Source organism: Cellulomonas sp., assembly GCF_965229465.1.
Taxonomy (GTDB): Bacteria; Actinomycetota; Actinomycetes; order Actinomycetales; family Cellulomonadaceae; genus Cellulomonas.
Genome location: NZ_OZ245882.1, coordinates 4138114 through 4164590, shown reverse-complemented (window position 1 = coordinate 4164590; position 26477 = coordinate 4138114). Strand labels below are relative to the sequence as shown.

The following is a 26477-nucleotide window of genomic DNA, read 5'->3' as shown; positions in this document are numbered from 1 at the left end:
TACCGCACCCCCGCTCCCGCGCGCGCTCCGCTGCCCGGAAGGCGTCGTCGTCGGTCATCGGCCGTGCAGGTTGCCCAGCGTCGACGCGCCGAAGCCGATCTCGGAGATGTGCACGCCGGTGCCACCGAGCGGGCGGGCGGGGAGGGCCGTCATGACAGCCCGTAGATGCGGGTCGCGTTCACACCGTCGATCGCGTCGCGCTCGGTCTGCGACAGGTCGTCGGTGAGCTCGAGGTAGGCGGTGAGCCAGCGGCCGTACCCGCCGGCCAGCTCGACGACCGGCCAGTCGGAGCCGAAGAGCAGCCGCTCCGACCCGAATGTCGCCAGAGCATGCTCGACCACAGGGCGCAACCGCACGTTCGACCAGCCGTGCCAGTCGTCCTCGGTGACGATTCCGGAGACCTTCATGGCCACGTTCGGGCAGCCCGCGAGCTCGGTGAGGTCACGCGCCCACATCGCGAGCTCGGTGCTCCGCATCGGGACCTTGCCCCCGTGGTCGAGGACGAAGCTCGTCTCGGGGACTCGGCGGGCGACGTCGGTGGCCAGGGGGAGCTGGTGGTGGGCGATCAGCACGTCGAACGCCAAGCCGGCATCGCCGAGATCCGACAGGCCCCGCCGGACGTCGTCCCGGGCGAGCCACCGTGGGTCCGCCTCGACAAAGGTGACGTGCCGCACGCCGACGAGCAGGTCGCCGCCCGGCAAACCGCGAAGCATCCGGATCTGCTCCGGTACGTGCGCCGTGAGATCGAGCCAGCCAACGACGCCGCGGATCTCCGGCGTGGCATGGGCCACCGCAAGCAGGTCGACGGTCTCCGAGAGCTCGTTGACGGCCTGCACGACCACGCAGCCGTCGACACCGTGGAGGGCCAGCTCCGCGACGGCCGCGCCTGGTGGGAAGTCACGATCGATGGCCGACATCGGCTGTGCGTCGAGCCAGGGCTGCGGGTGCTTGGCCCGCTCCCACATGTGCAGGTGGGAATCGAGGAGGTGCCTCACGGGAGGTGCCAGAGCTCCTCGAGCGGGCGCCACCCGTCCGTCGGTGCGGCGGAGCGCCCGAACGGGGTCTGGCACGGGCCCGTGAGCGCGAGCCACTCCTGGGTGACGGGATCGGCGTCCACGAGGGCCAGGTCGGCCTCGTGGTCGTCGCCGGTGTACTCGTAGTACCCGAACAGCGTGTTCTCGATCAGGAAGATCGAGTAGTTGGTCACGTGGTGGGCCGAGAGGAGCGCCTCGACGCCCGGCCATACGTCCGCGTGCAGCCGGACGTACTCGTCGCGCTTCTCGGGGACCACGTCGACGACGAAGGCAGATCGCTGCATGTTCACTGCTTCGTCCCACCCGCGGTCAGCCCCGCAACGAGGAACCGCTGCGCGAACAAGGTGATGAGCAGGACCGGCAGGACGGCAAGGACCGTCGCGATCGCCAGGGTAGGCAGCTGGGTCGCCGTGACGCCCGCAGCCGTCGGGTTGAACGCCGGCACTAGTTCCTTCTTCCTTGGAGAAAGAGGCGACCCCACGGTGAGTCGGGCGACGGCAACTAGATCATACATGTGACGTGTACTCCATCCTCCGATACAGTCCGAAACCGGATCGTGACCAACGACGGTCGCCGGGCAACACCGAAGGAGATGCGCTGTGCGCAGTGCTGCATATACAGGGAACGGGACGGTCGAGGTCCTCCCTTCCGAGCCCGTGCCCCCGCCCAGCGGCCACGTGCAGGTCCGCGTGGCCTTCGTCGGTTTGTGCGGGACGGACCTGCACATCGTCCACGGGGCCATGGACGCCCGCGTCACCACGCCGCTGATCTTCGGTCACGAGATGAGCGGGACGATCGAGGAGGTGGGCGAGGGCGTCGCCGGCTGGTCGACGGGTGATGCCGTGACGGTCATGCCGCTCGCCTGGGACGGGACCTGCCCGGCGTGCCTGGGCGGTCATCAGCACATCTGCCAGAACCTGGAGTTCATCGGGATCGACTCCCCGGGTGCACTGCAGACGCTGTGGAACGTGCCGGCCCACACTCTCGTCGCACTCCCCGCAGGCCTGGCCTTGGACGTCGCGGCTCTGGTCGAGCCCACCGCCGTCGCTGTCCACGACGTACGCCGCGGTGAGGTTGCGCCCGGCGACCACGTGGTCGTGCTCGGGGGCGGGCCGATCGGGGTACTGATCGCGACCGTCGCGCGGCACGTCGGCGCGATCGTGGCGATCGTCGAGCCCGATCCCCACCGTCGCGCGAAGATCGAACAGCTCGGTCATGTGGCCGTCGACCCCGGCTCGACCGATCAGGCCGCCTGGGTCGCCGCATGGACCGACGGAGCAGGTGCCGATGTGGTCTTCGAGGTTTCCGGCGCCGCGGCTGCGGTCGCTGCCGCCACCGGGCTGGCCAAGGTTCGAGGGACGATCGTCGTCGTCGCGATCCACGGAGCACCCAGGGAGGTCGATCTCAGGCAGATCTTCTGGCGCGAGCTCCGGATCCTGGGTGCCCGCGTCTACGAGCGGTCCGACTTCGAGACGGCGAGCTCCCTGCTGGCGGACGGTGTCGTGCCCAGCGAGCTGCTCATCTCACAGGTCGTGCCCCTCACCGCTGTGCGAGCCGCTGTCGACGACCTCGAGCGGGGACTCGCCATGAAGATCCTGGTCGATGTCGCCGCTACGGAGAGTGCAAAGTGAACCCGTTCGACCTGACCGGGCGGCTCGCCGTCGTCACCGGCGCCAAGCGCGGGATCGGCTTCGCCCTCGCAGAGGCGCTCGCCGCCGCGGGTGCCGACGTGATCGGCGTGAGCGCCACGCTCGAACGCGAAGGCAGTGCCGTGGCGCGGGTCGTCGAGTCGCACGGGCGCTCGTTCCAGAGCTACGCGGTGGACTTCGGCGATCGTGAGGCGGTCACCACTCTCGGTGGAGAGCTCGCCGAGCGAGCGCCCGACATCCTCGTCAACAACGCCGGCACGATCGCCCGGATGCCGGCCGCGCAGCACCCCCTCGACTGGTGGGACCGCGTCCTGGAGGTCAACCTCACGAGCCACTTCGTGCTGACTCAGCTCGTCGCGCGGCCGATGCTGGAGCGCGGCTCCGGGAAGATCGTCTTCACCGCAAGCCTGCTGAGCTACCAGGGCGGGATCAACGTCCCCGGGTACACCGCATCGAAGTCCGCCGTCGCCGGGCTCACCAAGGCGCTCGCGAACGAGTGGGCATCGCGCGGGGTCAACGTCAACGCGATCGCACCCGGCTACATCGCGACCGACAACACCCGGGCCCTGCAGGACGACCCTGAGCGCTCCCGCGCGATCCTCGAGCGGATCCCCGCCGGCCGGTGGGGCAGAGCCACCGACCTGTGCGGGGCGGTCGTGTTTCTCGCGTCGTCCGCCTCGGACTACGTCGACGGGGTCACCATCCCGGTCGACGGTGGCTGGCTCGGACGATGAGCTAGCGACCTCCGACGTGGTGCCGGCTCCAGACGTGACTGGCCAGAGCCGCCTACCGCATCAGTTCGGATCCGCGGCGAGCGGGCCGAGCACCGTCGCGGGGCTCCGAGAGTTCCGCCGCACACCCTGGAGCAGATGCGGACGTCCCTCGACCACATCCCGCACGTCCAGGCGGCCGGCGTCGCCTTCCACGAGACGGCTGGCACTGTCGCACCACCGCATCGCGGAGAGCATCGCACGGTCGCTGTTCGAGCGGGCACGGGAGAGCAGCCGGTACTCAGTCGACGTGCCCGGCCGCGTTCCACGAGCAGACCCCTCTGCGCACGACCAGGTCCTTGCCGCCATCTCGGCCGGGGTCTGCCGACGAGGCGGCGCCGACCACGCTCGGGCATTGCGTTGACCGGGGGCAAAGCGGCCCCGATCAACATCACGTCGGGGTGAGCGTCAGGGGGAGTCGTGACGAACGAGGACACCGCTGCCCGCTACAGCGGTGGGCACGTCATCGGGGTTGCCTCACGGCTCTTCAAGCCCCAGGGCTAGGAGAGGTCCGGCTCACCAGAGGCAGTCATTGCGCATACGTCACATGTATGATCGAATGGCAAACCATCGCCAGAGTGGGTGGTGAAGTCGTCAACGACGTCGACCAGAAGAGGACGCGACAATGTCAGCACAGCAACGCCGCTCCACCCGATTCCCCCGTCTGTTGGTGCTGACCGCAGCAGCCGCGAGCCTCGCGCTGATTGCGGCAGGTTGCTCCAGCGGAGGTAGTGGTACCGACTCCAGTTTCGGATTCCCCGCCCCCGAGCAGATCAAGGACAGCCCGATCACCATCTGGGTGGACGCGGACCGCTCGGCTATCGCCGAGGCATTCCAGACGGACAACCCCGACATCGAGGTGAAGATCGAGACGTACGACGGCAACTCCGGCGGTACCAACTCGTTCCAGACCAAGGTCGCGCTCGCCGACGCAGCCGGTGAAGGCTGGCCCGACGTCGTGTGGTCGGGGCAGGTGAACGACGCCAGCTGGGCCGCGAAGGAGCAGAACGGCGTTCAGGCTTTCGCCGCGGCGCTCGACACGGGCGTCACCGAGGACGGCTGGCTTGACGGCTACACCGCGCACGCGCTGGACCCGGTCACGGTCGACGGCCACATCTACGGTGCCCGCGACAACCTCGCGCCCGTGGTGTTCTGGTACAACAAGGCCCTGTTCGACGAGTTCGGCTACGACGTCCCCGAGACCTGGGAGGACTACCAGGCGCTCAGCGACAAGCTTGCAGCCGACCACCCTGGATACATCCTCGGCTCGATCGGTGACCCGTTCACCGCGGTGCTGACGGACATGTGGGCCGCTCAGGCGCCGATCTACACGGTCGACAGTGACAACAACTTCACGGCCGACTTCTCGGATGACCACACGACCCGCATGATCGCCCTCCTGGACCACATGTTCGCGAACGGCACTCTGACGCTGGATGGACTGTTCACACCCGACTGGGCGGCGAACCACAAGGACACGACGCTCGGCATCCCCGGACCGACCTGGTTCATTGGAGCGGTCATCCAGAACCCTGACAGCCTCGCCGCAGAGCCGGGCACGTGGGCTGCTGGCGCTCCGTTGCACTGGGCTGGCGAAGACGTCAATACCGGCAACGTGGGCGGTGGCTTCTGGTACGGCTCGAGCCACTCGACAAACCTCGAAGCAGTGGGCAAGTTCCTGCAGTACGCGACGAGCGGTCCTCAGTCTGTCAAGTTGATCACCGGCCTGCCGGCGTACGAGTCAACCGCGAGCGAGTGGTTGGACGGACAGGTCGACAGCGACTACTGGGCCAACTCGGACACGTTCAAGGAGGTCGTCACTGGCGCAGCCAGCCACATCTGGGCCGGATGGGGTGCGACCCTCTCCTTCAGCTCAGAGCCCGCTTGGGCTGAGATCGTGGCTCCGGCTCTGGCCGCCGGCAACACCATCGACTCGGTCGCAGACGAGTGGAAGACGCGATACGAGAACGACGCCAAAGTCAACGGCTACACGGTCAAGTAGAGAATGACGAGAACCATCTCGAGCACCGAGATAGCGCCTCTCGCTGCCTCCCCTCCACAGGGGCGGCAGCGGGGGACAGCCGGGCGCCCGCAGAGCCGAACAGGCCCCCAGGCCTACATTGGCTACATATTCTCGAGTGGCTACGTGCTGCTGCTTCTGGCCTTCGGTATCGTGCCGATGCTGTACGCGCTGTACCTCGCTTTCACCAAGCGCGGACAGTTCGTCGCACTCGACAACTTTGTCAAGGTGTTCGGCGATTTCCGGTTCTTCCCGGCCGTGCAGCACGTTGCGCTCTTCGTCGCCATCTGGCTGGTGAGCCTCCTTCTGCTCGTCGTCGTGCTGGCGCTCATCGTCCAGGCCGTGCGCGTCCGGTGGGTGTCCGCGACGACCCGATTCCTGTTCTACATCCCCGGAGCGTTGGCAGGGTCGGCGAGCGTCCTGCTCTGGCTCTTCCTGCTCGACCCGAGCGTGAGCCCTATTGCTGTTTTGCTGCAGCAGTTCGGATTCGATAGCTTCATCACAACGGTCGCCCAGACCAACCTTCCGGTGATCTTCACGATCATCGCGTTCTGGGTCGGTGCCGGTGGATGGATCATCATCATGTTCGGCGCGCTCAACACGATCTCGACCGATGTCATGGAGGCCGCCCGCATCGACGGTGCCGGCCCCCTGAAGACCGCGTGGTACATCCAGATCCCGCTCATGCGAAAGTGGATCGTCTACATGGCCATCGTCTCGATCGCGGCCGGAAGCCAGTTGTTCGTCGAGCCCAGGGTCCTCAGCCAGGCGAGTCGGGGAGTTGTCCCGAAGGACTACTCGCTCAATCAGCTTGCCTACCAGTTCGCTTTCGGTACCCAATCGGACTACAACGGGTCGGCGGCGATCTCGATCCTCCTCCTGGTCGTCGCGGCGGGCCTAGCAGCCATCTTCGTCTTCAGAGGAGGACTCTTTGACCGCGACTAGTCTCCGCGTCGTTCCCTCAGCGACGGCTCCCGCGCGTTGGCTCCGGCGCGTTCTCGTCATTGCCGTTCTCGTGTTCTTCAGCGTGTTCTTCGTGCTGCCCCTGGCGTGGCTGTTGCTTGCGCCGACGAAGTCCCAGGCTCAACTCAACGGTGCCAACGGTGAGCTTCCGTTCAGTTTCGGGTCCTTCGATCAACTCGCTGAGAACTGGAACAATCTGGTCAACTTCCAGCACGGCATCATCTGGACCTGGCTCGGCAATTCGGTGCTGTACTCCGGGGTCGCCCTGGTACTCACGATTATCGTGACGATTCCCGCGGGCTATGCCCTCGCGATGACCACCTTCAAGCTTCGTCGGCTCGTGCTCATCACGACTCTCATGGTCATGCTCATCCCGAACACGGCACTTGCGTTGCCGATCTTCCTCGAACTCACCAGTGTTCGACTGGTTGGTACGCCGCTCTCCGTGATCCTCCCGTTCGCCTTCTTCCCGTTCGGGGTCTATTTGGCGTACATCTATTTTTCCACGACGATGTCGCGCGATCTGCTCGATGCCGCCCGCATCGACGGCGCGGGCGAGTTCCGGGTCTTCACGAAGATCGCCGTGCCCCTGGCGACCCCCGTGATCGCGCTCGTCGGCTTCTTCAACTTTGTCAGCAACTGGAACAACTATTTCCTCCCGTTCGTCACGCAGCCCGGGTCGCGAAAGATGCCCATACAGGTGGGCCTGACGGAGCTGATCTCGAACACGCCCGTGTTCAACCCGACCAATATCGCCTCGTTGACGATCAGCCTTCCCCAGTTGGCGCTCGCGACGCTCATTTCCGTGGCTCCGGTTCTGGTGGTCTTCTTGTTCTCACAGCGCTTCCTCGTGACCGGGCTGACGGCGGGTGCCACGAAGGAATGACCCGGCGCGACCCGCGGTCTCCCGTTCGACGCTGGTCTGGGTGCGCTAGGACCCCAGGGATCGAAAGGGACGCTGCAACGACCGGGCCGTCGTCCATGCAGTTGGGGTGGTTGCCCGTGGCGGGCGAGCGAGTTGGCGATCGCTGGATGCGGACACGGGAACGGCCCCTCACCGGCCGGTGTACCTAGCCCTCGGCTTCGTCGGTTCACACCGAGTCACGGACCCTCTGGCTCGCACCACATCCGATCCAGTCGGGCCGAGGGGTTGCGCGCGTCTGCCAGGATCCGGGCATGGCACTTATCGAACCCCAGAGGCGGACGGGGCGTCTCGAGGCGTTCAGTGATGCCGTGTTCGCGATCGCGCTCACGCTGTTGGTGCTGGACCTTCTCCCGGAGCGAGCACAGTCGCCGCATCAGCTGCTCGAGAACTGGCCTGCGTATCTCGCGTACCTGACGGCCTTCCTGACGATCGGCACCGTGTGGTTGAACCACAACGAGGCGATCGCGCGAGTGCGTCACGCCGACCCGATCGTGATGCTCCTGAATCTTGGGGTGCTGCTCGGCGCTTCGCTGGTTCCCTGGCCGACAGTTCTCGTGTCGAACGCGCTGAGGGAGGGAGACCGGGCGGATCAGGTTGCCGCGATGATGGTGTTCGCCGGGGTAGCGGTGATCATCTCCGTGCCGTGGGTGGTCCTGGACCTCTACCTCGCACGACGTCCGAGACTGCTCAACTCGTCCGCCGACGTGACCTGGATGAACAGGCATGCGGTGATCTCCGCGGGAACGCTATTGATCGCCGGCGTGAGTGTGGGCGTCGCGTTCGTCAGTCCGCTGGCCTCGCTCGTGCTGTATCTCCCCGTGTTCGCCGTGTTCATCGCGGCACGGGTGGTGGAGACAAACTCCGAGTTCGGCCGGGAAACAGGCGGCGACCCTGCGTAGTCATCAGGACCCTGGCCCTCGATCCCTGTCTGTGTCGGAGATCGAGCTTCATCAGGAGGCGCTGGCCTGCGCTGCACCCATCTGCGGGGTTGCAGTGGGCAGCCCTTGAGGGGTGCCGCGATCATCGTCGGACAGGCTATTGACGCTAGCCTAGAACGGTGTTCCACTAGCCGTATGGCAACAACGAATACCCGTGGCGCGGCGCTCAACCATGGCTAGGGCCGGCCTGAACCGCGAGCGGGTCGCGGAAGAAGCAGCTGTGATGGCCGACGAGGTCGGTCTGGACAATCTCACGTTGACGGCCCTTGCGGTCCGGTTGGGGGTGCGTCAGCCCTCGCTGTACAAGCACATCGACTCCATGGCCGGCTTGCACCGCGATATCGCCGTGCACGCGAAGCGAGATCTCGGAGAGGTGCTGGCGCGAGCCGCGGTAGGTCGCTCAGGCGCCGACGCCATCTCTGCGATGTCTCATGCCTACCGGTCCTGGGCGTTGCAGCACCCCGCCCGGTACGAGGCGTCCAACCTCATGCCCGGTCCGGGCGACGTGGAGGACGAAGCGATCTCGCTCGCGGCGATCCAGGTCATCGCCGACGTCCTGACCGCCTACCGGCTCGAGGGCGACGACGCGGTCGACGCGATCCGCGCCTTCCGCTCGACCCTGCACGGGTTCGTCTCCTACGAGACCGCTGGGGCGTTCGCGTGGAGCGCCGACGTCGACCGCAGCTTCGCCCGTCTCGTCGGCGGCTTCATCGTGGCCCTCTCGCACTGGGTCGACGCAGCCACCCCGCATCCCGCCAGCTAGACCAACCACCACCACCAAGGAGAGCACCATGGACGACGCCAGCACCAGCACGACGAGCTCCGCCCGGGACACCGCAACCAACCTGGTGACAAGATGGATGGCGCTCTGGAACGGCGACTACGCCATCGCGGAGCAGATCATCTCCGAGAACAACCGCGTCCACGCGGCGATGCTCGACGGCGGGGACGGCAGCGCGGTCGGCGGCGTCTCCGGCATGGTCGGCTTCGTCACCCAGGGGCGCTCCCTGGCGTCCGACCTGAACTTCTCGGTCGAGGTGGGTCCGATCGTCGATGGCGACTACGTGGTGGCCCGATGGGTAGCTACCGGTACTTACGAGGGCGGGATGCCCGGTGCCGGGGCACCTGCGGGCACGGTCGTCACCTTCCACGGCACCGACATCCTTCGCCTCGCCGACGACAAGATCGTCGAGTACTGGCTCAACGGCGACACCCTGGACCTCATGACCCAGCTGCAGGTCGGTGCCGGCTGATCCCACGGCTGCTTGCTGACCGCGGAGCATCCGTCGATCTGAGGAGGGTGCTGCGCGGTCGGCCTCCTGCGACCGCAGGTTCTCATGAGGCCCGCGTCTCGCGCTCACTCCCCGTTGCTACATTTCGCCTCCGAGAAAGCAGAAAGACCGTCCCGGGTAGTCCCGAAACGGCCTCTGACCTGCGGTAATGCTGGTGGGCGATACTGGGATCGAACCAGTGACCTCTTCCGTGTCAGGGAAGCGCGCTACCGCTGCGCCAATCGCCCGGGGATCAAGCCGGGTCATGCAGGTGAAACAAGAAGCTGCTACGAGGTGGAGATGGGATTCGAACCCACGTATACGGCTTTGCAGGCCGCTGCCTCGCCACTCGGCCACTCCACCCTGAGACCGCAGTCCTCAGCGGCTGCGGTCAGCCGATCAGGAGTGTCTGCCTCCGAGCGGACGACGGGATTCGAACCCGCGACCCTCACCTTGGCAAGGTGATGCTCTACCACTGAGCCACGTCCGCACAGCACGTCTCCCCGGTTTTCACCGGTGTTCCGTGTGCGTCCCGAACTCTAACTGACGATCTCCGCGAGAGTCCAACTGGCTCGCGGCAGCCGGGTGATCGTGCGGATCGCCGGTCGTCGTCGTGCCGATCGGTAGCGTGTGCGCGTGCCCGAGCAGACCTCCAGTCCCCGTGGCGTCGCGTGGTTCCGCGGCGTCGAGGCGACCGGGGTGGTCGAGGTCGTGGACGTGCGGGCCGAGCCCGAGCGACTGGCGGAGCCGGGCTGGTGGGCGGTGGTCGGGGAGTTCGAGGGGCGTGTCCGGGCGTGGCGGTTCGCGCGGACGAGCACCGAGGCCTCCTCGCCGACGAGCCCGTGGACCGGGCCGGACTCCGGAGCCTGGACGTCGTCCCTGGACCGTGCTGCGTACGTCTCGGCGGTCGACCGCGTGCGGGGGCACATCCAGGAAGGGGACGTCTACCAGGCGAATCTCTGCCGCGTGCTCAGTGCGCCGCTGCCCGACGAGCCCGACGGGCGTGCGCTCGGCGCGGTGCTCGCGGCCGGAAACCCCGCGCCGTACGCGGGCGGCGTCCACGTGCCGGGGGAGGTATGGGTGGTCTCCGCGTCACCCGAGCTCTTCCTGCGGGTCGAGCACGGTGTCGTGACCTCCGGGCCCATCAAGGGCACCGCGGTCACCGCGGACGCGCTGACGGACAAGGACCGCGCGGAGAACGTCATGATCACGGACCTCGTGCGCAACGATCTCCAGCGCGTGTGCGTCCCGGGCACGGTCGAGGTCACGACGCTGCTGGGTGAGGAACGTCACCCGGGCCTGGTCCATCTGGTGAGCACGGTCCAGGGCGTCCTGGCCGACGACGTCGCCCACGCCCCCGACCTCTGGGCGCGGCTGCTCGATGCCACCTACCCCCCGGGGTCGGTGTCGGGAGCACCGAAGTCCTCGGCGCTCGACATCATCTCCGCGCTGGAGACCGTCCCGCGCGGGCCGTACTGCGGTGCGGTCGGCTGGATCGAGGTGAGCCCCGACGGCTCGGTGCGCGCGGAGCTGGCTGTCGGCATCCGCACCTTCTGGTGGCAGGACGGCGTGCTGCGGTTCGGCACGGGCGCGGGGATCACGTGGGGGAGCGACGCGCAGGCCGAGTGGGCCGAGACCGAGCTCAAGGCGGCGCGGCTGGTGGCGCTCGCCTCCGGCGCTGAGGTCGCGCCGATGACAGACTGACCCGATGGGTGTCGTGATCTGGTCGAACGGTCGTCTGCACGGTCCGGAGGACCTTCTCCTGTCGGGCATCGACCACGGGCTGACCGTCGGCGACGGCGTGTTCGAGACGTGCGCGGTGTACGACGGCACGGCGTTCGCGCTGACCCGGCACCTGCGCCGCCTCCGGCGGTCCGCGCTGGGCATCGGACTGGGTGAGCCTGACGAGGACGCCGTCCGCGAGGGTGTCGCGGCGGTGCTCGCCGCGGCCGGGCCGGACACCGGCCGGCTGCGGATCACGCTCACGGGTGGACCGGGTCCGCTGGGCTCGTACCGGTTCGCACCGGAGGACCAGCGCCAGAGCCTGCTCGTGCTCGCGGGGCCGGGCGCGCGGTCGGAGGTGTCGCGGGTGGTTCGGGTGCCGTGGGTCCGCAACGAGAGGTCGGCGGTCGCCGGCCTCAAGACGACGTCGTACGCGGAGAACGTCGTCGCCGTGGCCGAGGCCTACCGGCAGGGCGCCGACGAGGCTCTGCTGGCGAACACCGTCGGGGAGCTGTGCGAGGGCACGGCATCCAACGTCTTCGTCGAGCGCGGCGGCGAGCTGGTCACCCCGCCGCTGTCCAGCGGCTGCCTCGCCGGCATCACGCGTGAGCTCCTGCTCGAGTGGTCCGCCGAGGCGGGCCTCCCCGTCCGGGAGGCTACGGCGGGGGAGCTCCGGTACGAGGTGCTCGACGAGGTCACCGACGGGACGGCCCACCTGACGATGAGCGGCTCCATCCGGAACGTGTCGCCCGTGGCGAGCCTCGATGGGACGGACGTCGTCGTCGGCCCGCTCTCGACGCAGGCGCAGCAGCTGTTCCAGGCGAGGTTGGCCGACGACCTCGACCCCTGACGGGCCAGGACATGCGAAGGCCGGTCCCGCCAGATGCGGAACCGGCCGTCGTGAGTGTGTGGTCAGGCGGTCAGGAGAGCGGCGATCAGCGCCGTGATCTCGCCTTCCATGCGGTCGCTCTCGGTGCCCAGAGGCACGAGGGCCTCGGTCCCGGCGAGGAACCTCTCGATCGGCTCGGTGGGAGCGGCGAGCAGCGCGCTGCCCTCGACTCCACTGAGCGACACGAGCGTGTAGTCGGGGTCTTCGTCACGCCACACCTGCACGTCACCTGTCCCGGCGGGGGCATCGGCCGTCGCGTGCATCCCCAGGGAGAGGAGCTCGCGGCCGATCAGCCAGGTTGACATGGTGTGCGGGCCGGTGAAGACCGCGCGCACCGTGTACGGATCAGAGGTTCTGAAGGAGAACTCGGCGCTCACGGGGATGACGCTGGCGTCGGACCCGATGAGCTGCATGGCGACGACCTCGACGACGTCATAAGTCGAGCTCGGCATCGGGTCCTCCTGTTCGCAAGGGCTGGAGGTCCCATCATGGCAGGCCAGATGCCCGATTGGACCGGTAGGCGCTGCGAGTTCACCCGGAGGGACGCGCGACTGGATGAACATGCCGGGTAGCAGCACCCATCTTGGCGACGGCGCACCCTCTTGACGCCAGTGCCACGACCTGCATCGTGACTGGTTTCTGATTCTAGTCCCCCGCCGGGTAACATCCTTCTCGATGTCACCTGCGGGTGAGCGTCCTCTTCGCGTACCGGCGTGTCGCGGAGAAGGCGCCACCTGCGACGACGGGCGATTGGCTCAGTTGGTAGAGCGCCTCGTTCACACCGAGGAGGTCATCGGTTCGAGTCCGGTATCGCCCACTCGAACAGAAGGGGTCGGCCCAGCGGGCCGGCCCCTTCTGCCGTGCATATGAGGTCCGGCGGGCGGCGAGCCCGCCGGTAGCATCGAGGGGCTCGCCGCCTGGGCGAGCGGCCACGAAGGAGGCTGTACCGGTGCCCGAGCTCATCACCCTCACCGTCGACGGGATCGCGACCACGGTGGAGCCGGGGACGACGGGTACGGACCTGTACGCGGCCCGCCGCGACGTCGTCGTCGTCCGCGTGGACGGCGAGCTGCGCGACCTGCACCTCCCGCTGGCCGACGGCTCGGTCGTCGAGGCCGTGACCCTCGAGGAGCCGGACGGTCTCGCGGTGCTGCGGCACTCGGCCGCGCACGTGCTCGCGCAGGCCGTGCAGGAGGTCAACCCGAAGGCGCGGCTCGGCATCGGCCCGCCGATCACGGACGGCTTCTACTACGACTTCGACGTGGACGTCCCGTTCACCCCGGAGGACCTCAAGGCGATCGAGAAGGTCATGGGCCGGATCGCCAAGGAGGGCCAGACCTTCCGCCGGTGGGACGTCACCGAGCAGGAGGCGCGCGCCGAGCTGCGCGACGAGCCGTACAAGCTGGAGCTCATCGGCCTCAAGGGCGACCCGACGGCGGCCGACGGTGCCTCCGTCGAGGTCGGCCTCGGCGGCCTGAGCATCTATCAGAACGTGCGCGGCGCCGGTCGCGAGAGCGAGCAGGTCGTCTGGCAGGACCTGTGCCGCGGGCCGCACATCCCGAGCACCCGGCTGCTGGGCAACGGCTTCCAGCTGACCCGGTCGGCGGCCGCGTACTGGCGCGGGTCCGAGAAGAACCCGCAGCTCCAGCGCGTCTACGGCACCGCGTGGCCCACCAAGGACGAGCTGCGTGCCTACCTCGAGCGCATCGCCGAGGCCGAGCGCCGCGACCACCGCAGGCTGGGCAACGAGCTCGACCTGTTCTCCTTCCCCGAGGAGATCGGCTCCGGGCTGGCCGTGTTCCACCCCAAGGGCGGCATCATCCGCATGGAGATGGAGCACTACTCCCGCAAGCGGCACGTGGAGGCGGGCTACTCGTTCGTCAACACCCCGCACATCACCAAGGAGCAGCTGTTCCAGATCTCGGGGCACCTCGACTGGTACTCCGAGGGCATGTACCCGCCGATGACGCTCGACGAGGAGCGCGACGCCGAGGGCAACATCCGCAAGCAGGGGCAGAACTACTACCTCAAGCCCATGAACTGCCCCATGCACAACCTGATCTTCGCGGCGCGCGGGCGCTCGTACCGGGAGCTGCCGCTGCGGCTCTTCGAGTTCGGCACCGTCTACCGCTACGAGAAGTCGGGCGTCGTGCACGGCATGACCCGCGCCCGCGGGTTCACCCAGGACGACGCGCACATCTACTGCACCCGCGAGCAGATGAAGGACGAGCTGACCAGCCTGCTGACCTTCGTCCTCGACCTGCTCAAGGACTACGGGCTGAACGACTTCTACCTGGAGCTCTCGACCAAGAACCCGGAGAAGTCGGTCGGCTCCGACGTCGTCTGGGAGGAGGCCACCGAGACGCTGCGCCAGGTGGCCGAGGAGTCCGGGCTCGACCTGGTCCCGGACCCGGGCGGCGCCGCGTTCTACGGCCCCAAGATCTCCGTGCAGGCCAAGGACGCGCTGGGCCGCACCTGGCAGATGTCGACCATCCAGCTGGACTTCAACCTGCCGGAGCGGTTCGAGCTCGAATACACCGCGTCGGACGGCACGCGCCAACGGCCCGTGATGATCCACCGTGCGCTGTTCGGGTCGATCGAGCGGTTCTTCGCCGTCCTCACCGAGCACTACGCGGGGGCCTTCCCCGCGTGGCTGGCGCCCGTGCAGGTGCTCGCGGTGCCGGTCGCCGAGCCGTTCGAGGGGTACCTCGACGACGTGGTGCGCCAGCTGCGCGCGCAGGGGATCCGGGCCGAGGTGGACCGTTCCGACGACCGCTTCGGCAAGAAGATCCGCAACGCCAGCACGCAGAAGATCCCGTTCGTGCTCATCGCCGGTGGCGAGGACGCCGAGGCCGGGGCGGTGTCGTTCCGGTACCGCGACGGACGTCAGGACAACGGCGTGCCGGTTGCCGAGGCGATCGAGCGGATCGTCACGGCGGTGCGCGACCGCGTGCAGGTCTGAGTCGTGGCCGACGACGCCGAGCCCGCTGACCACTTCGCCGGCGTGCCGGACGGCTTCGAGCGCTTGTGGACCCCGCACCGCATGGCGTACCTCGGGGGACAGGACAAGCCGACCGACCGCGAGGCCGGCCAGGGGTGCCCGTTCTGCCGCATCCCGACGCTCTCCGACGAGGACGGCCTCATCGTCGCGCGCGGGTCGGTCGCCTACGTGGTGCTCAACCTCTACCCGTACAACTCCGGTCACCTGCTCGTCTGCCCGTACCGGCACGTCGCCGACTACACGGAGCTGACCGAGCCTGAGGTGGCCGAGGTGGCGGCGCTCACCCGGACGGCGATGGGCGTCGTGCGCGAGGTGTCGGCACCGCAGGGATTCAACCTGGGCATGAACCAGGGCGACGTCGCGGGCGCCGGGATCGCCGCCCATCTCCACCAGCACGTGGTGCCCCGGTGGGGTGGGGACTCGAACTTCCTGCCGATCGTCGGCCGCACCCGGGCACTGCCCGAGCTGCTCGGCGACACGCGGGCACGGCTGGCGGCCGCCTGGCCGACCGCATCGAAGGGATGATCGGCACGTGCTGAACGGACTGCGCGGTGCCATGACGCGCTTCTTCACCCCGATCGCGAGGGCGTTGCTGCGGCTGGGTGTCTCACCGGACGCGGTGACCATCGCGGGGACCGTGGTCGTCGTCGTCACCGCGCTGTGGGCGTTCCCGACCGGTCATCTGCTGGTGGGCACCCTGGTCATCGCGGTGTTCGTGCTCACCGACTCGCTCGACGGGGTGATGGCGCGGCTCGCCGGCCGGTCCGGGCCGTGGGGCGCGTTCCTCGACTCGACCCTCGACAGGTTCGGGGACGCAGCGATCTTCGCGGGTCTGGTCCTGTGGTTCACGGCGGGTGGCGACGACCGGCTCAGCGCCGTCCTGGCGCTCGCGTGCCTGGTGCTCGGTTCGATCGTGCCGTACGCCCGAGCCCGGGCCGAGGGGCTCGGCATGACCGCGTCGGGCGGCATCGCGGAGCGGGCTGACCGGCTGGCTCTCGTCCTGGTGGCCACCGCCGCGGTCGGCGTCGGCGCGCCGGACGTCGTGCTGACGGTCGTGCTCGGCCTGCTGGCGCTCGCGTCGGCCGTGACCGTCGTGCAGCGGATGACCAAGGTGTACCGCCAGGCCGCGGCGCAGGTGTCCGAGTGAAGGTGGACGTCGCCCGCGCCTACGCGCTCGCGTGGAAGGTCGCCGGCCGCCTGCCCGGGCCGGTGCTCCGCGGTCTGTGCGACCTGGCGGCGGACGGTGCGTGGCTTCGCCGCGGTGGCGGTGTCCGCCAGCTGGAGAAGAACCTCGGACGGGTGCGGCCCGAGCTCGACGCGCGTGCCCTGCGCAGGTTGAGCCGCGCCGCCATGCGCTCGTACATGCGCTACTTCGGCGAGGCGTTCGCCCTGGCGACGATGTCCCGGGAGCAGGTCGACGCGCGCGTGCGTGCCGTCGGCATGGAGAACCTGCGGGCCTTCACCGACGCGAACCAGGCCGTGGTCCTCGCCCTGGGGCACACCGGCAACTGGGACCTCGCGGGCGCCTACTGCGCGCGGGCGATCGCCCCGGTGACCACCGTCGCGGAGCGCCTCGAGCCCGAGGCGCTGTTCCAGGAGTTCGTCGCGTTCCGGGAGAGCCTCGGCATCACGATCTTCGCGCTGACGGGGGGCGGCGACGTGTTCCGTGGCCTGGTCCGCGCGGCACGGGCGGGGGCCGGGCTCCTGCCGCTGCTCGCCGACCGGGACCTCACGTCCAAGGGCGTCGAGGTCGACCTGTTCGGGCACCGCGCCCGCGTCGCTGCCGGCCCGGCCGCCCTGGCGATCACCACCGGTGCACCCCTGGTGACCACGGTCATCTACTACGAGCGCCTCCGCGGGGCGCAGCGCCGTGCCGCCGGGTCGCCCTGGGGAATCGTCATCCAGTTCAACAAGGCGATCCACATGCCGACGGACGTCCCGCGCGCCGACCGGGTGCGCGCGATGACGCAGGCCTGGGTCGACGAGTTCGCCGCCGGTGTCCGGCAGCGGCCGCACGACTGGCACATGCTCCAGAAGGTCTTCGTCGACGACCTGGACCCGGCGCGCTACGCGCAGACGCTCGCCGCGCAGGGGAGCCCGAGTTGAGCCCCCGCCGGGCGGAGCGACCCCTGCGCGTGGGCATCGTCTGCCCGTACTCCTACGACGTCCCGGGTGGCGTCCAGTTCCACGTGCGGGACCTCGCCGAGGCCCTCATCGCGCGCGGCCACGAGGTGTCGGTCCTGGTGCCGGCCGACGACGACACGCCGATCCCGGCCTACATGACCGCCGCGGGCCGCGCGATCCCGGTCCGGTACAACGGTGCGGTCGCCCGGATGACCTTCGGGCCGGTCACCGCTGCGCGGGTCCGCAAGTGGCTCGCGGCGGGGGAGTTCGACGTGCTGCACCTGCACGAGCCGGTCACGCCCAGCCTCGGCATGCTCGCCCTGTGGATCGCGGACGGCCCGATCGTCGCCACGTTCCACACGGCCCTGATCCGGTCGCGCCCGCTCCAGATGGCCTACCCGCTGGTCCGGCAGTCGCTGGAGAAGATCTCGGCCCGGATCGCCGTGTCGGAGGACGCCCGCCGCACGCTGGTCGAGCACATGGGTGGCGACGCCGTGGTGATCCCCAACGGTGTCTACGTCGACGGGTTCGCGCAGGCGCAGTCGGACCCGCGCTGGACCGGTTCTGCGGAGCGGCCCACGATCGCGTTCCTCGGGCGTCTGGACGAGGCGCGCAAGGGGCTGCCCGTCCTCCTCGAGGCGGTCCCGCGCGTGCTCGCCGAGATCCCGGGCGCGCGCTTCCTGGTCGCCGGCCGCGGCGAGACCGGACCCGACGAGGTTCGGGAGCTCCTGGGCGAGGAGGCGGCAGCGGCCGTCGAGTTCCTCGGCGGGATCTCCGACGACGACAAGGCCAGCCTGCTCGCGTCCGTCGACGTCTACTGCGGGCCGCAGACGGGCGGCGAGAGCTTCGGCATCGTCCTGGTCGAGGCGATGAGCGCAGGTGCCACCGTCGTGGCCAGCGACCTGGGGGCGTTCTCGCGCGTGCTCGACGACGGCGAGGCCGGCGTCCTGTTCCGCACGGGGGACAGCGACGACCTGGCACGCACGCTCGTGCGCGTGCTGCGGGACCCGGAGCTGCGGGCCGCGGTCTCCGCCCACGCGCTCGAGGTGGTCCGGCAGTACGACTGGGCGACCGTGACGGACCAGGTGCTGGCCGTCTACGAGATGGTCGTCGCCGGCCGGCGCTCGCCCGTCGGCGAGGACCCGTCGTCGGTGCGCGGGGCGCGGCTGCTCGAGCTGCGCCGGGGTCGGGGTGAGTCCCGATGAGGTGGTCCGAGATCACGGTCTACGTCACGATCGTCGTCGCGCTCGCCCTGTGGTGGGTGTGGGTGGCGGCGTCGCGGCTGGACCGGCTGCACCGCAAGGTCGGGACGTCCCGTGCGGTGCTCGACGCCCAGCTGGTGCGACGGGCGACGGTTGCCGCCGAGCTGGCGACCTCCGGCGTGCTCGACCCGGTGAGCTCGGTGCTCGTCGGTGAGGCGGCGTGGGCGGCACTGTCGACCGGCGCGAGCGAGCTGCCCGCCGACCTGCTCGCGCTGGTGGGCCCGGACGACGTCCCGGTGGGTGGAGCCGCGCTGCTCGCCGTCGACCGGGGGAGCATCGAGAGCGAGCTCTCGGCCACGCTGCGGGAGGCGATGGACGAGCCGGAGGAGGTGGCGGCGCTGCGTGCCGACCCGGCAGGAGACGAGCTGGTCGGGCTCCTGGCCTCCTCCTGGTACCGCGTGCAGCTGGCGCGCCGGTTCCACAACGAGGCCGTCGCCCAGACCGCCCGTGCGCGGCGCGGGCCGCTGGTCCGGCTCTTGCGTCTGGCCGGGCACGCACCCGAGCCCAGCAGCTTCGAGATGGACGACGCGTGGCCCGAGAACCTGGGCCGTCCGGGAGCACGCAGCGGCTCCGCGGAGACCGCCCCTCCACGCTGAGACGCGCCCGGACGTGCGCCGCGCACGGTCTACGATTGACCGATCAGGCCGCTGTTCCTCCGAGGAGGCGGCCGCACCCCGACCGCACCACGATCTGCGAGGCTCGACGTGACCAGCGAGAACAGCCAGCCCACCACCGCGACGCACGCCGGCGTCATCGGCACCGCCCGCGTGAAGCGGGGGATGGCCGAGATGCTCAAGGGCGGCGTCATCATGGACGTCGTCACCGCGGACCAGGCGAAGATTGCCGAGGACGCCGGGGCGGTCGCCGTGATGGCCCTCGAGCGCGTGCCGGCCGACATCCGCGCGCAGGGCGGCGTCGCGCGCATGAGCGACCCGGACCTGATCGACGGCATCATCGAGGCCGTCTCCATCCCCGTGATGGCGAAGGCCCGGATCGGCCACTTCGTCGAGGCGCAGGTGCTCCAGTCGCTCGGTGTCGACTACGTCGACGAGTCCGAGGTGCTGACCCCTGCCGACTACGCGCACCACATCGACAAGTGGGCCTTCACGGTCCCGTTCGTCTGCGGTGCCACGAACCTGGGCGAGGCTCTTCGCCGGATCACCGAGGGCGCGGCCATGATCCGCTCCAAGGGCGAGGCCGGCACCGGCGACGTCTCGAACGCGACCACGCACATGCGCACCCTGCGCGACCAGATCCGTCGCCTGACCTCGCTGCCGGAGGACGAGCTGTTCGTCGCCGCCAAGGAGCTCCAGGCGCCGTACGACCTGGTCAAGGAGGTCGCGCTGGCGGGCAAGCTGCCCGTCGTGCTCTTCACCGCGGGCGGCATCGCCACCCCCGCCGACGCCGCGATGATGATGCAGCTCGGCGCCGAGGGCGTGTTCGTCGGCTCCGGCATCTTCAAGTCGGGCAACCCCGCCGAGCGTGCCGCGGCGATCGTCAAGGCGACCACGTTCTTCGACGACCCCGACGTCATCGCCAAGGTCTCCCGTGGCCTGGGCGAGGCGATGGTCGGCATCAACGTCGAGGACGTGCCGGAGCCGCACCGCCTCGCCGAGCGCGGCTGGTGACGCAGGACCACGCCAGGCCGGAGGCCGCGGACGACTCGTCCGCGGCCTCTGCCGTCCCTTCCCGGTCGAGCGCCGACGGCGGCGGTCCCGTGCACGCCCTCGGGACGGAGTGGCGGCGGGGCGACGACGGCCTGCTGTTCCGCGAGGCGGCCCGCGTGATTCTGCTCGACGAGGACGACCGCGTGCTGCTGATCCGCGGGCACGACGCCGACCAGCCCGACCGCAGCTGGTGGTTCACGGTCGGCGGCGGGATCGACGACGGCGAGGACGCGCTGGGCGCCGCGGTGCGGGAGGTCCGCGAGGAGACCGGCATCCTGCTCGACCCCGGGCAGCTGGTCGGTCCCGTCTTCACACGGTCCGCGATCTTCGACTTCTTCGCCGAGCACTGCCGGCAGGACGAGATCCTCTACCTCGCCCGCGTCCCCGCGTCGGCGTTCGAGTCGGTCGACCGCGCCGGCTGGACCGACCTGGAGCTCGACGTCATCGACGAGCTGCGCTGGTGGTCTCTCGACGACCTCGACCTGGTGGAGCTCGAGGTGTTCCCCGACCGGCTGGTCGACCTCGTCCGCGGCCTGCTCCCGGTGTGGGACGGCGTGACGCGACACCTCGGCCTGGCGCGCGAGTAGCTCAGGTGACGACGTTCCGCGTCGCCCAGGCGGGATCGCGGTGCTCGTCGTGCTCCAGCACCGCGCGCAGCGCCCTCACGGCCGTGACCAGGTCGCCGTGCGACAGGTGCGGCGCCGCGACGCCCAGGCGCACGATGTCCGGCGTCCGGAAGTCGCCGACCACGCCGCGAGCTGCGAGCGCCTGCACGATCCCGTAGGCGTCGGGGTGGCGGAGGGCGACCTGTGAGCCGCGCCGCCGGTCGTCCTGGGGCGAGGCGAAGTCGGTGTCCGGGACGACCGCGGCGATCGCCTCGCGCAAGAACCGCGTGAGGGACAGCGACCGGGCGCGGACGTCCTCGATCGTGACCCCGTCGAAGGCGCGGAGGGCCGCCTCGAGCGCGAGGAGCGAGAGCATCGGGGGAGTCCCGATCCGAGCCCGCGCGATGCCGGGGGCGCCCACATATCCCTCGGCCATCGCGAACGGCTCCGCGTGCCCGTTCCAGCCCGGCAGGACGTTGACGAACGCGTCCTGGTGCCGGGCGGCCACATAGCCGTACGCGGGAGCCCCGGGCCCGCCGTTGAGGTACTTGTAGCCGCATCCCACCGCGAGGTCGACTCCGTGCGCGTCGAGCCCGACCGGCAGGGCGCCCGCGGAGTGGCACAGGTCCCAGATGACGACCGCGCCGGCGTCGTGCGCGGCCGCGGTGATCCCCGGCAGGTCCAGCAGCACGCCGGTCCGGTAGTCCACGTGGGAGAGGACGACGACCGCGACCTGCGACCCGAGACGGGCGGGGATCTCGGCGGGCGTCGCGTGCTCGACCCGCCAGCCGACCTGGGCCGCGACGCCGGCGATCACGTACTGGTCGGTGGGGAACGACCCCGGCTCGGTGAGGACGACCGCCCGGCCCGGGCGCAGCGCCGCGGCCGCGTGCAGCGACTGGTGCAGCCGGACGCTGGTGGAGTCTCCGACCACCACCTGGCCGGGCGCGGCACCGATCAGCCGCCCGATCGCGTCGCCCACCCGCACGGGCGCGTCCCACCAACCGTGCGTGTTCCACGAGCCGATCAGGTCGCGGCCCCACTGCTCGCGCACGACCGACCCGACCGCCTCCGGCACGCCCACGGGCAGGGCGCCGAGGGAGTTCCCGTCGAGGTACACGACTCCGTCGGGGAGGAGGAACCGGTCCCGGAGGTCGGTCGCCGCGTGCTGGGCGTCCAGGGCGGCGGCCCGGGCGTCGAGGTGGTCGGAGGTCACGGCGGCGAGCCTACGGCCGTGGTCGACGCCTAGACTCGCCCGTCGTGACCGTGACCGTCGGAGTCCTCGCCCTGCAAGGAGACGTGCGCGAGCACGTGCACGCCCTCACGTCCGTGGGGGCGCAGGCCGTGCCGGTGCGTCGGCAGCGAGAGCTCGACGCGGTCGACGCCCTCGTGATCCCCGGCGGGGAGTCGACGACGATCGACAAGCTCCTGCGGGCGTTCGAGCTGTTCGGGCCGGTCCAGGACCGGTTGCGCGCCGGGATGCCCGCGTACGGCTCGTGCGCGGGAATGATCCTGCTGGCCGACCGCGTGATCGGCGGGATCGAGGGCCAGCAGACGCTCGGCGGGGTCGACGTCACGGTCCGCCGCAACGCGTTCGGGCGGCAGGTGGAGTCGTTCGAGACCGACCTGTCCATCGAGGGCGTCGAGGAGCAGGTGCACGCCGTGTTCATCCGGGCGCCGTGGGTCGAGGAGGTCGGGCCGGCGGCGACGGTGCTGGCGCGCGTCGAGACGGGTCCCGCCGCCGGTAGGATCGTTGCCGTCCGCCAGGGCCCCTTGCTCGTGACCTCGTTCCACCCGGAGGTCACCGGGGACACCCGGGTGCACCAACTGTTCGTAGAGATCGTCCGCGAGAACGTGTGAGGCGCTGCAGCCGGCACAGGTCGCGGGAGACGAAGGGGTAGCTGAAGCGATGTCGGGTCACTCCAAGTGGGCCACCACCAAGCACAAGAAGGCCGTGGTCGACGCCAAGCGGAGCAAGCTCTTCGCCAAGCTGATCAAGAACATCGAGGTGGCCGCGCGCACGGGCGGCGGTGACCTCGCGGGCAACCCGACCCTCTTCGACGCGGTCCAGAAGGCCAAGAAGAACTCGGTCCCGATCGACAACATCAACCGCGCCGTCAAGCGCGGGTCCGGCCAGGAGGCCGGTGGCGCCGACTACGCGACGATCATGTACGAGGGCTACGGCTCCGGCGGCATCGCGGTACTGGTCGAGTGCCTGACCGACAACCGCAACCGCGCCGCGTCCGACGTCCGCGTCGCGTTCACGCGCAACGGCGGCCAGATGGCGGACCCCGGCTCGGTCTCGTACCTGTTCTCCCGCAAGGGCGTCGTCATCGTGCCCAAGGAGGGCACCGACGAGGACTCCGTGGTCGAGGCGGTCCTCGACGCCGGCGGCGAGGAGGTCAACGACATCGGCGAGGCCTTCGAGGTGCTCTCCGAGGCGACCGACCTGGTCCCCGTCCGCACCGCCCTCCAGAACGCCGGCATCGAGTACGACTCCGCCGACGTGGTGTTCTGGCCGGCCACGCAGATCGAGGTCGACGCCGAGGGCGCGCGCAAGATCCTGCGCCTCATCGACGCGCTCGAGGACTCGGACGACGTGCAGAACGTCTACGCGAACTTCGACGCCTCCGACGAGGTCATGGCCGACCACGAGCACCGAGGACTGACCTGCGCGCCTCCCGGTCCGGCGCCCGATCGGTTGCGACCATGACGGCGTGCGCGTCCTCGGAGTCGACCCCGGCCTGACCAGGTGCGGTCTCGGCGTCGTCGACGGCCTGACGTCCCGGCGGCTGTCCATGGTGGCCGTCGGCGTCGCCACGTCGGACGCTCTCTGGGACGTCGACCAGCGGCTGCTGTCCATCGAGCGGCAGATCGAGGAGTGGCTCGAGGAGCACGCACCCGACGCCGTGGCGGTGGAGCGGGTGTTCGCCCAGCAGAACCTGCGCACGGTCATGGGCACCGCGCAGGTGGCAGGCATCGCGATGGTCGCCGCCGCGCGCCGCCGGATCCCCGTCGCGCTGCACACGCCGAGCGAGGTCAAGGCCGCGGTGACCGGCAACGGGCGTGCGGACAAGGCGCAGGTCCAGACTATGGTGCAGCGGCTCCTCCAGCTCGACGAGCTGCCCCGGCCCGCGGACGCGGCCGACGCCCTGGCGCTCGCCGTGTGCCACCTGTGGCGGCCCGCCGGTGCCCTCGGGGCACCCCAGCGCGCGCCCGGCTCGCTCACCGCCGCGCAGCGGGCGTGGGCCACGGCCGAGCAGGCCGCCCGGCGCCGCGGCTGACCGCGTGTCTTCGTACACGTGTTCGTCTGCATGTGCCAGAGTGTCCGTCAGCAGATTCGTTCTCGACTGATGGAGGTGGCCGGGTGATCGCGTCGGTCCACGGCACGGTGCAGGCGTTGCGGCTCGACGCCGCGGTGATCGAGGTCGGGGGAGTCGGGCTGCTCGTGCACGCGACACCGGCCACCCTCGCCGGGCTGCGGGTGGGGTCCACCGCGCAGCTGGCCACGTCCCTGCTGGTCCGGGAGGACGCGCTGACCCTGTTCGGGTTCGCCGACGCCGACGAGCGCGAGGTCTTCGAGACCGTCCAGACGGTCAGCGGGGTCGGCCCCCGGCTGGCGCTGGCGATGCTCGCCGTGCACACCCCCGACGGACTGCGGCGCGCGGTGCTCGACGAGGACCTCAAGGCGCTCCAGCGCGTGCCGGGCATCGGCCTGAAGGGTGCCCAGCGCATCGTGCTCGAGCTCAAGGACCGGATCGGAGCCCCCGCCAACGTGGCGGCGCCGGCGTCGGCCGTGCTCGGCGGTGACCGCCGCGACCAGGTGGTCGAGGCGCTCGTCGGCCTCGGCTGGAACGCGCGCGCCGCGGGCGACGCGGTCTCGACCGTGCTGGAGGGCACGGAAGGCCCGGTGGCGGCCGACGAGGTCGCCGGTGTGCTGCGCGCGGCGCTCCGGACGCTGGGTGGCGGACATGGCTGACGACCACGAGGAGCTGGTGACCGAGCGGTTCGCGGCCGAGTCGCTCGTCCAGTCCGGGGCGGACGACCTCGAACGTGCCGCCGAGGCGGCGCTGCGACCGCGCCGGCTCGACGAGTTCGTCGGCCAGCGCGTGGTGCGGGACCAGCTCTCGCTCGTGCTCGACGCGGCGCGCGGTCGCGGCAAGGCACCTGACCACGTGCTCCTCTCCGGGCCTCCCGGGCTGGGCAAGACGACGCTGGCGATGATCATCGCGGCCGAGATGGGTGCCCCGCTGCGGGTCACGAGTGGTCCGGCCATCCAGCATGCGGGCGACCTCGCGGCCGTCCTGTCCTCGCTCGAGGAGGGCGAGGTCCTCTTCCTCGACGAGATCCACCGGCTGGCGCGCCCGGCCGAAGAGCTGCTCTACATGGCGATGGAGGACTTCCGGGTCGACGTCATCGTCGGCAAGGGGGCGGGCGCGAGTGCGATCCCGCTGACCTTGCCACCGTTCACCGTCGTCGGCGCCACCACCCGGGCCGGGCTGCTGCCGGCACCGTTGCGCGACCGGTTCGGCTTCACGGCGCACCTCGACTTCTACTCGTCCGACGAGCTCGAGCGCGTCCTCGTCCGGTCCGCCGGCCTGCTCGGCGTGCCGCTGGACCACTCGGCCGCCGCCGAGCTCGCGTCGCGCTCGCGCGGTACGCCCCGCATCGCGAACCGCCTGCTCAGGCGCGTGCGCGACTGGGCGGAGGTCCGCGGCGACGGCACGCTCAGCCTCGCCGCCGCCCGTGCCGCGCTCGAGGTCTACGAGGTCGACGACCTCGGGCTCGACAGGCTCGACCGGGCCGTCCTCACGGCCCTGTGCACCCGGTTCGGCGGGGGACCGGTGGGACTCACCACGCTCGCCGTGGCGGTCGGCGAGGAGCCGGAGACGGTGGAGACGGTCGCCGAGCCGTTCCTCGTGCGCGAGGGCCTGGTCGGACGCACGCCGCGTGGTCGGATCGCACTCCCGGCGGCCTGGACCCACCTCGGGCTCGAGGTCCCCCACGGATCGGGCACACTGTTCGGCTGAGCCGCTGCTCGCCCGGGCAGATCTCGGAACCCTTGTCGGGGCTCGTGCGTTGGAGCGGCGAGCCGCTGCGCCTAGACTGCGGCGGACACACCACCCGATCGGAGCCGTACCGCCGTGGAACTCATGCTCATCCTGGCCATCGCCCTGGGCGCTCTCTGGCTCATGTCGAGCCGTACCCGCAAGCAGCAGCGAGCGGCCTCGGAGTTCCGCAACAACCTCGTGGCGGGTGACGAGGTCATGACGGCGTCGGGCCTGCTGGGCACCGTCGTGGCGGTCGAGGACGACGTGATCACGCTCGAGTCGAGCCCCGGCGCCCACACGCGCTGGATCCGCGCGGCGATCGCCAAGAAGATTGAGCCGCCGGTCGACGAGATCGACGACGTCGATGACGACGAGCTCGAGGACGACGTCGACGACGAGGACGACGTGGTGAGCGATGCCGACCGCATCAGCCGCGCGAACGACGACGTGATCGACGTCCCGGACGACCTGTCCTCGCTGCCGCCCGCCCGCAAGGACGGGGAGCCGGACACCAAGTAGACCGTTTGGTCCTGGTGATGACGCCCGGACCTTGACCCCACCGGCTGCTTTCGCGGCCGGTGCGCGC

29 protein-coding genes and 4 tRNA genes are annotated in these 26477 nt (G+C 70.1%); 25 read left to right on the top strand and 8 right to left on the bottom strand.

Going from position 1 to position 26477, the window contains the following annotated elements:
- Nucleotides 1–149: 149 nt before the first annotated feature.
- Genes ACO06A_RS19740 through ACO06A_RS19730 form a run of 3 tightly spaced genes read right to left on the bottom strand, consistent with a single transcriptional unit; the run spans nt 150 to nt 1479 of the window.
- Nucleotides 150–995: an amidohydrolase family protein gene (locus ACO06A_RS19740; protein ID WP_421733873.1), complete on the bottom strand. Its 846-nt coding sequence runs from the start codon at nt 993–995 to the stop codon at nt 150–152.
- The gene (locus tag ACO06A_RS19735; RefSeq protein WP_421733872.1) at nt 992–1318 is read right to left on the bottom strand and encodes an L-rhamnose mutarotase; all 327 of its coding nucleotides are present in this window, start codon (nt 1316–1318) and stop codon (nt 992–994) included. The genes ACO06A_RS19740 and ACO06A_RS19735 overlap by 4 nt, the downstream gene beginning before the upstream one ends.
- Before the next feature lie 2 nt (nt 1319–1320).
- Nucleotides 1321–1479: a hypothetical protein gene (locus ACO06A_RS19730; protein WP_421733871.1), complete on the bottom strand. Its 159-nt coding sequence runs from the start codon at nt 1477–1479 to the stop codon at nt 1321–1323.
- Between the two features lie 154 nt (nt 1480–1633).
- On the opposite strand from ACO06A_RS19730, the gene ACO06A_RS19725 reads away from it, so the two are divergent.
- The 8 genes from ACO06A_RS19725 to ACO06A_RS19690 all read left to right on the top strand — a co-directional run bounded on the left by ACO06A_RS19725 (nt 1634) and on the right by ACO06A_RS19690 (nt 9552).
- A complete protein-coding gene (locus ACO06A_RS19725) occupies nt 1634–2665 on the top strand; it encodes a zinc-dependent alcohol dehydrogenase (RefSeq protein ID WP_421733870.1) in 1032 nt (343 codons plus the stop codon).
- Complete coding sequence (locus ACO06A_RS19720; RefSeq protein WP_421733869.1) at nt 2662–3417, top strand: SDR family oxidoreductase; 756 nt, start codon at nt 2662–2664, stop codon at nt 3415–3417. Before ACO06A_RS19725 ends, ACO06A_RS19720 begins: the two co-directional genes overlap by 4 nt.
- 661 nt (nt 3418–4078) lie before the next feature.
- Nucleotides 4079–5455, top strand: coding sequence for an ABC transporter substrate-binding protein (locus tag ACO06A_RS19715; protein ID WP_421733868.1), 1377 nt, complete (start codon nt 4079–4081; stop codon nt 5453–5455).
- A 144-nt stretch (nt 5456–5599) separates the two neighbouring features.
- Entirely contained in the window at nt 5600–6418 is an 819-nt protein-coding gene (locus ACO06A_RS19710; protein WP_421733867.1) for a carbohydrate ABC transporter permease, read from the top strand.
- A gap of 70 nt (nt 6419–6488) precedes the next feature.
- Nucleotides 6489–7322: a carbohydrate ABC transporter permease gene (locus ACO06A_RS19705; RefSeq protein WP_421733866.1), complete on the top strand. Its 834-nt coding sequence runs from the start codon at nt 6489–6491 to the stop codon at nt 7320–7322.
- Nucleotides 7323–7612: 290 nt separating this feature from the next.
- Nucleotides 7613–8260, top strand: coding sequence for a TMEM175 family protein (locus ACO06A_RS19700; RefSeq protein ID WP_421733865.1), 648 nt, complete (start codon nt 7613–7615; stop codon nt 8258–8260).
- Between the two features lie 262 nt (nt 8261–8522).
- Entirely contained in the window at nt 8523–9062 is a 540-nt protein-coding gene (locus ACO06A_RS19695; RefSeq protein WP_421733864.1) for a WHG domain-containing protein, read from the top strand.
- 28 nt (nt 9063–9090) lie between these two features.
- Nucleotides 9091–9552, top strand: coding sequence for an ester cyclase (locus ACO06A_RS19690; protein WP_421733863.1), 462 nt, complete (start codon nt 9091–9093; stop codon nt 9550–9552).
- A 191-nt stretch (nt 9553–9743) separates the two neighbouring features.
- On the opposite strand, the gene ACO06A_RS19685 is transcribed toward ACO06A_RS19690, so the two are convergent.
- The 3 genes from ACO06A_RS19685 to ACO06A_RS19675 form a co-directional block, all read right to left on the bottom strand.
- Nucleotides 9744–9818 (bottom strand) — tRNA-Val (locus ACO06A_RS19685).
- Between the two features lie 44 nt (nt 9819–9862).
- Nucleotides 9863–9933 (bottom strand) — tRNA-Cys (locus ACO06A_RS19680).
- A 55-nt stretch (nt 9934–9988) separates the two neighbouring features.
- Nucleotides 9989–10060: transfer RNA gene (locus tag ACO06A_RS19675), tRNA-Gly, on the bottom strand.
- Nucleotides 10061–10206: 146 nt separating this feature from the next.
- On the opposite strand from ACO06A_RS19675, the gene ACO06A_RS19670 reads away from it, so the two are divergent.
- Together ACO06A_RS19670 and ACO06A_RS19665 are read left to right on the top strand one after the other, a co-directional pair.
- The gene (locus ACO06A_RS19670; RefSeq protein ID WP_421733862.1) at nt 10207–11274 is read left to right on the top strand and encodes a chorismate-binding protein; all 1068 of its coding nucleotides are present in this window, start codon (nt 10207–10209) and stop codon (nt 11272–11274) included.
- A gap of 4 nt (nt 11275–11278) precedes the next feature.
- Entirely contained in the window at nt 11279–12142 is an 864-nt protein-coding gene (locus ACO06A_RS19665; RefSeq protein ID WP_421733861.1) for an aminotransferase class IV, read from the top strand.
- A 62-nt stretch (nt 12143–12204) separates the two neighbouring features.
- Here the strand turns inward: ACO06A_RS19665 and ACO06A_RS19660 are convergent, their stop codons facing one another.
- Nucleotides 12205–12633 (bottom strand): SsgA family sporulation/cell division regulator, encoded by a 429-nt coding sequence (locus tag ACO06A_RS19660; protein WP_056095121.1) that lies wholly within the window; start codon nt 12631–12633, stop codon nt 12205–12207.
- A 292-nt stretch (nt 12634–12925) separates the two neighbouring features.
- On the opposite strand from ACO06A_RS19660, the gene ACO06A_RS19655 reads away from it, so the two are divergent.
- The 9 genes from ACO06A_RS19655 (at nt 12926) to ACO06A_RS19615 (ending at nt 20822) form a co-directional block, all read left to right on the top strand.
- Nucleotides 12926–12998, top strand: a tRNA-Val gene (locus ACO06A_RS19655).
- Between the two features lie 132 nt (nt 12999–13130).
- The gene (gene thrS, locus ACO06A_RS19650) at nt 13131–15143 is read left to right on the top strand and encodes a threonine--tRNA ligase (protein ID WP_421733860.1); all 2013 of its coding nucleotides are present in this window, start codon (nt 13131–13133) and stop codon (nt 15141–15143) included.
- A gap of 3 nt (nt 15144–15146) precedes the next feature.
- Nucleotides 15147–15707: an HIT family protein gene (locus ACO06A_RS19645; protein ID WP_421733859.1), complete on the top strand. Its 561-nt coding sequence runs from the start codon at nt 15147–15149 to the stop codon at nt 15705–15707.
- A 7-nt stretch (nt 15708–15714) separates the two neighbouring features.
- Nucleotides 15715–16329, top strand: a complete 615-nt coding sequence (gene pgsA / locus ACO06A_RS19640; RefSeq protein WP_421733858.1) for a phosphatidylinositol phosphate synthase — start codon at nt 15715–15717, stop codon at nt 16327–16329.
- Entirely contained in the window at nt 16326–17288 is a 963-nt protein-coding gene (locus tag ACO06A_RS19635) for a phosphatidylinositol mannoside acyltransferase (protein ID WP_421733857.1), read from the top strand. Before pgsA ends, ACO06A_RS19635 begins: the two co-directional genes overlap by 4 nt.
- Nucleotides 17285–18511, top strand: coding sequence for a glycosyltransferase family 4 protein (locus ACO06A_RS19630; protein ID WP_421733856.1), 1227 nt, complete (start codon nt 17285–17287; stop codon nt 18509–18511). The genes ACO06A_RS19635 and ACO06A_RS19630 overlap by 4 nt, the downstream gene beginning before the upstream one ends.
- Complete coding sequence (locus ACO06A_RS19625) at nt 18508–19164, top strand: hypothetical protein (protein ID WP_421733855.1); 657 nt, start codon at nt 18508–18510, stop codon at nt 19162–19164. The genes ACO06A_RS19630 and ACO06A_RS19625 overlap by 4 nt, the downstream gene beginning before the upstream one ends.
- A 108-nt stretch (nt 19165–19272) precedes the next feature.
- Nucleotides 19273–20196 (top strand): pyridoxal 5'-phosphate synthase lyase subunit PdxS, encoded by a 924-nt coding sequence (gene pdxS / locus ACO06A_RS19620; RefSeq protein ID WP_421733854.1) that lies wholly within the window; start codon nt 19273–19275, stop codon nt 20194–20196.
- Nucleotides 20190–20822, top strand: coding sequence for an NUDIX hydrolase (locus ACO06A_RS19615; RefSeq protein ID WP_421736105.1), 633 nt, complete (start codon nt 20190–20192; stop codon nt 20820–20822). The genes pdxS and ACO06A_RS19615 overlap by 7 nt, the downstream gene beginning before the upstream one ends.
- Before the next feature lies 1 nt (nt 20823).
- Here the strand turns inward: ACO06A_RS19615 and ACO06A_RS19610 are convergent, their stop codons facing one another.
- The gene (locus tag ACO06A_RS19610; RefSeq protein ID WP_421733853.1) at nt 20824–22056 is read right to left on the bottom strand and encodes a kynureninase; all 1233 of its coding nucleotides are present in this window, start codon (nt 22054–22056) and stop codon (nt 20824–20826) included.
- 44 nt (nt 22057–22100) lie between these two features.
- Between ACO06A_RS19610 and pdxT the strand changes: the two genes are divergently transcribed.
- The 6 genes from pdxT (at nt 22101) to yajC (ending at nt 26410) form a co-directional block, all read left to right on the top strand.
- Nucleotides 22101–22700 carry a pyridoxal 5'-phosphate synthase glutaminase subunit PdxT gene (gene pdxT / locus ACO06A_RS19605; RefSeq protein WP_421733852.1) on the top strand — a complete coding sequence of 200 codons (600 nt, stop codon included), beginning with the start codon at nt 22101–22103 and terminating at the stop codon, nt 22698–22700.
- Nucleotides 22701–22749: 49 nt separating this feature from the next.
- The gene (locus tag ACO06A_RS19600; RefSeq protein WP_421733851.1) at nt 22750–23553 is read left to right on the top strand and encodes a YebC/PmpR family DNA-binding transcriptional regulator; all 804 of its coding nucleotides are present in this window, start codon (nt 22750–22752) and stop codon (nt 23551–23553) included.
- A gap of 4 nt (nt 23554–23557) precedes the next feature.
- Nucleotides 23558–24124, top strand: a complete 567-nt coding sequence (ruvC, locus tag ACO06A_RS19595; protein WP_175347582.1) for a crossover junction endodeoxyribonuclease RuvC — start codon at nt 23558–23560, stop codon at nt 24122–24124.
- 83 nt (nt 24125–24207) lie between these two features.
- Nucleotides 24208–24819, top strand: coding sequence for a Holliday junction branch migration protein RuvA (ruvA, locus tag ACO06A_RS19590; protein ID WP_421733850.1), 612 nt, complete (start codon nt 24208–24210; stop codon nt 24817–24819).
- Nucleotides 24812–25870 (top strand): Holliday junction branch migration DNA helicase RuvB, encoded by a 1059-nt coding sequence (gene ruvB, locus ACO06A_RS19585; RefSeq protein ID WP_421733849.1) that lies wholly within the window; start codon nt 24812–24814, stop codon nt 25868–25870. The genes ruvA and ruvB overlap by 8 nt, the downstream gene beginning before the upstream one ends.
- Nucleotides 25871–25993: 123 nt before the next feature.
- Nucleotides 25994–26410: a preprotein translocase subunit YajC gene (gene yajC / locus ACO06A_RS19580; RefSeq protein ID WP_421736104.1), complete on the top strand. Its 417-nt coding sequence runs from the start codon at nt 25994–25996 to the stop codon at nt 26408–26410.
- The last annotated feature ends 67 nt before the right edge of the window (nt 26411–26477 follow it).

Bases quoted from the DNA above. Each gene is read 5' to 3' on its own strand.
- ACO06A_RS19600 (WP_421733851.1), top strand. From the start codon at position 22,750: ATGTCGGGTCACTCCAAGTGGGCCACCACCAAGCACAAGAAGGCCGTG.
- ACO06A_RS19665 (WP_421733861.1), top strand. From the start codon at position 11,279: ATGGGTGTCGTGATCTGGTCGAACGGTCGTCTGCACGGTCCGGAGGAC.
- ACO06A_RS19690 (WP_421733863.1), top strand. From the start codon at position 9,091: ATGGACGACGCCAGCACCAGCACGACGAGCTCCGCCCGGGACACCGCA.
- yajC (WP_421736104.1), top strand. From the start codon at position 25,994: ATGCTCATCCTGGCCATCGCCCTGGGCGCTCTCTGGCTCATGTCGAGC.
- ACO06A_RS19625 (WP_421733855.1), top strand. From the start codon at position 18,508: ATGAGGTGGTCCGAGATCACGGTCTACGTCACGATCGTCGTCGCGCTC.
- ACO06A_RS19715 (WP_421733868.1), top strand. From the start codon at position 4,079: ATGTCAGCACAGCAACGCCGCTCCACCCGATTCCCCCGTCTGTTGGTG.
- ACO06A_RS19660 (WP_056095121.1), bottom strand. From the start codon at position 12,633: ATGCCGAGCTCGACTTATGACGTCGTCGAGGTCGTCGCCATGCAGCTC.
- ACO06A_RS19700 (WP_421733865.1), top strand. From the start codon at position 7,613: ATGGCACTTATCGAACCCCAGAGGCGGACGGGGCGTCTCGAGGCGTTC.
- ruvB (WP_421733849.1), top strand. From the start codon at position 24,812: ATGGCTGACGACCACGAGGAGCTGGTGACCGAGCGGTTCGCGGCCGAG.
- ACO06A_RS19695 (WP_421733864.1), top strand. From the start codon at position 8,523: ATGGCCGACGAGGTCGGTCTGGACAATCTCACGTTGACGGCCCTTGCG.
- ACO06A_RS19735 (WP_421733872.1), bottom strand. From the start codon at position 1,318: ATGCAGCGATCTGCCTTCGTCGTCGACGTGGTCCCCGAGAAGCGCGAC.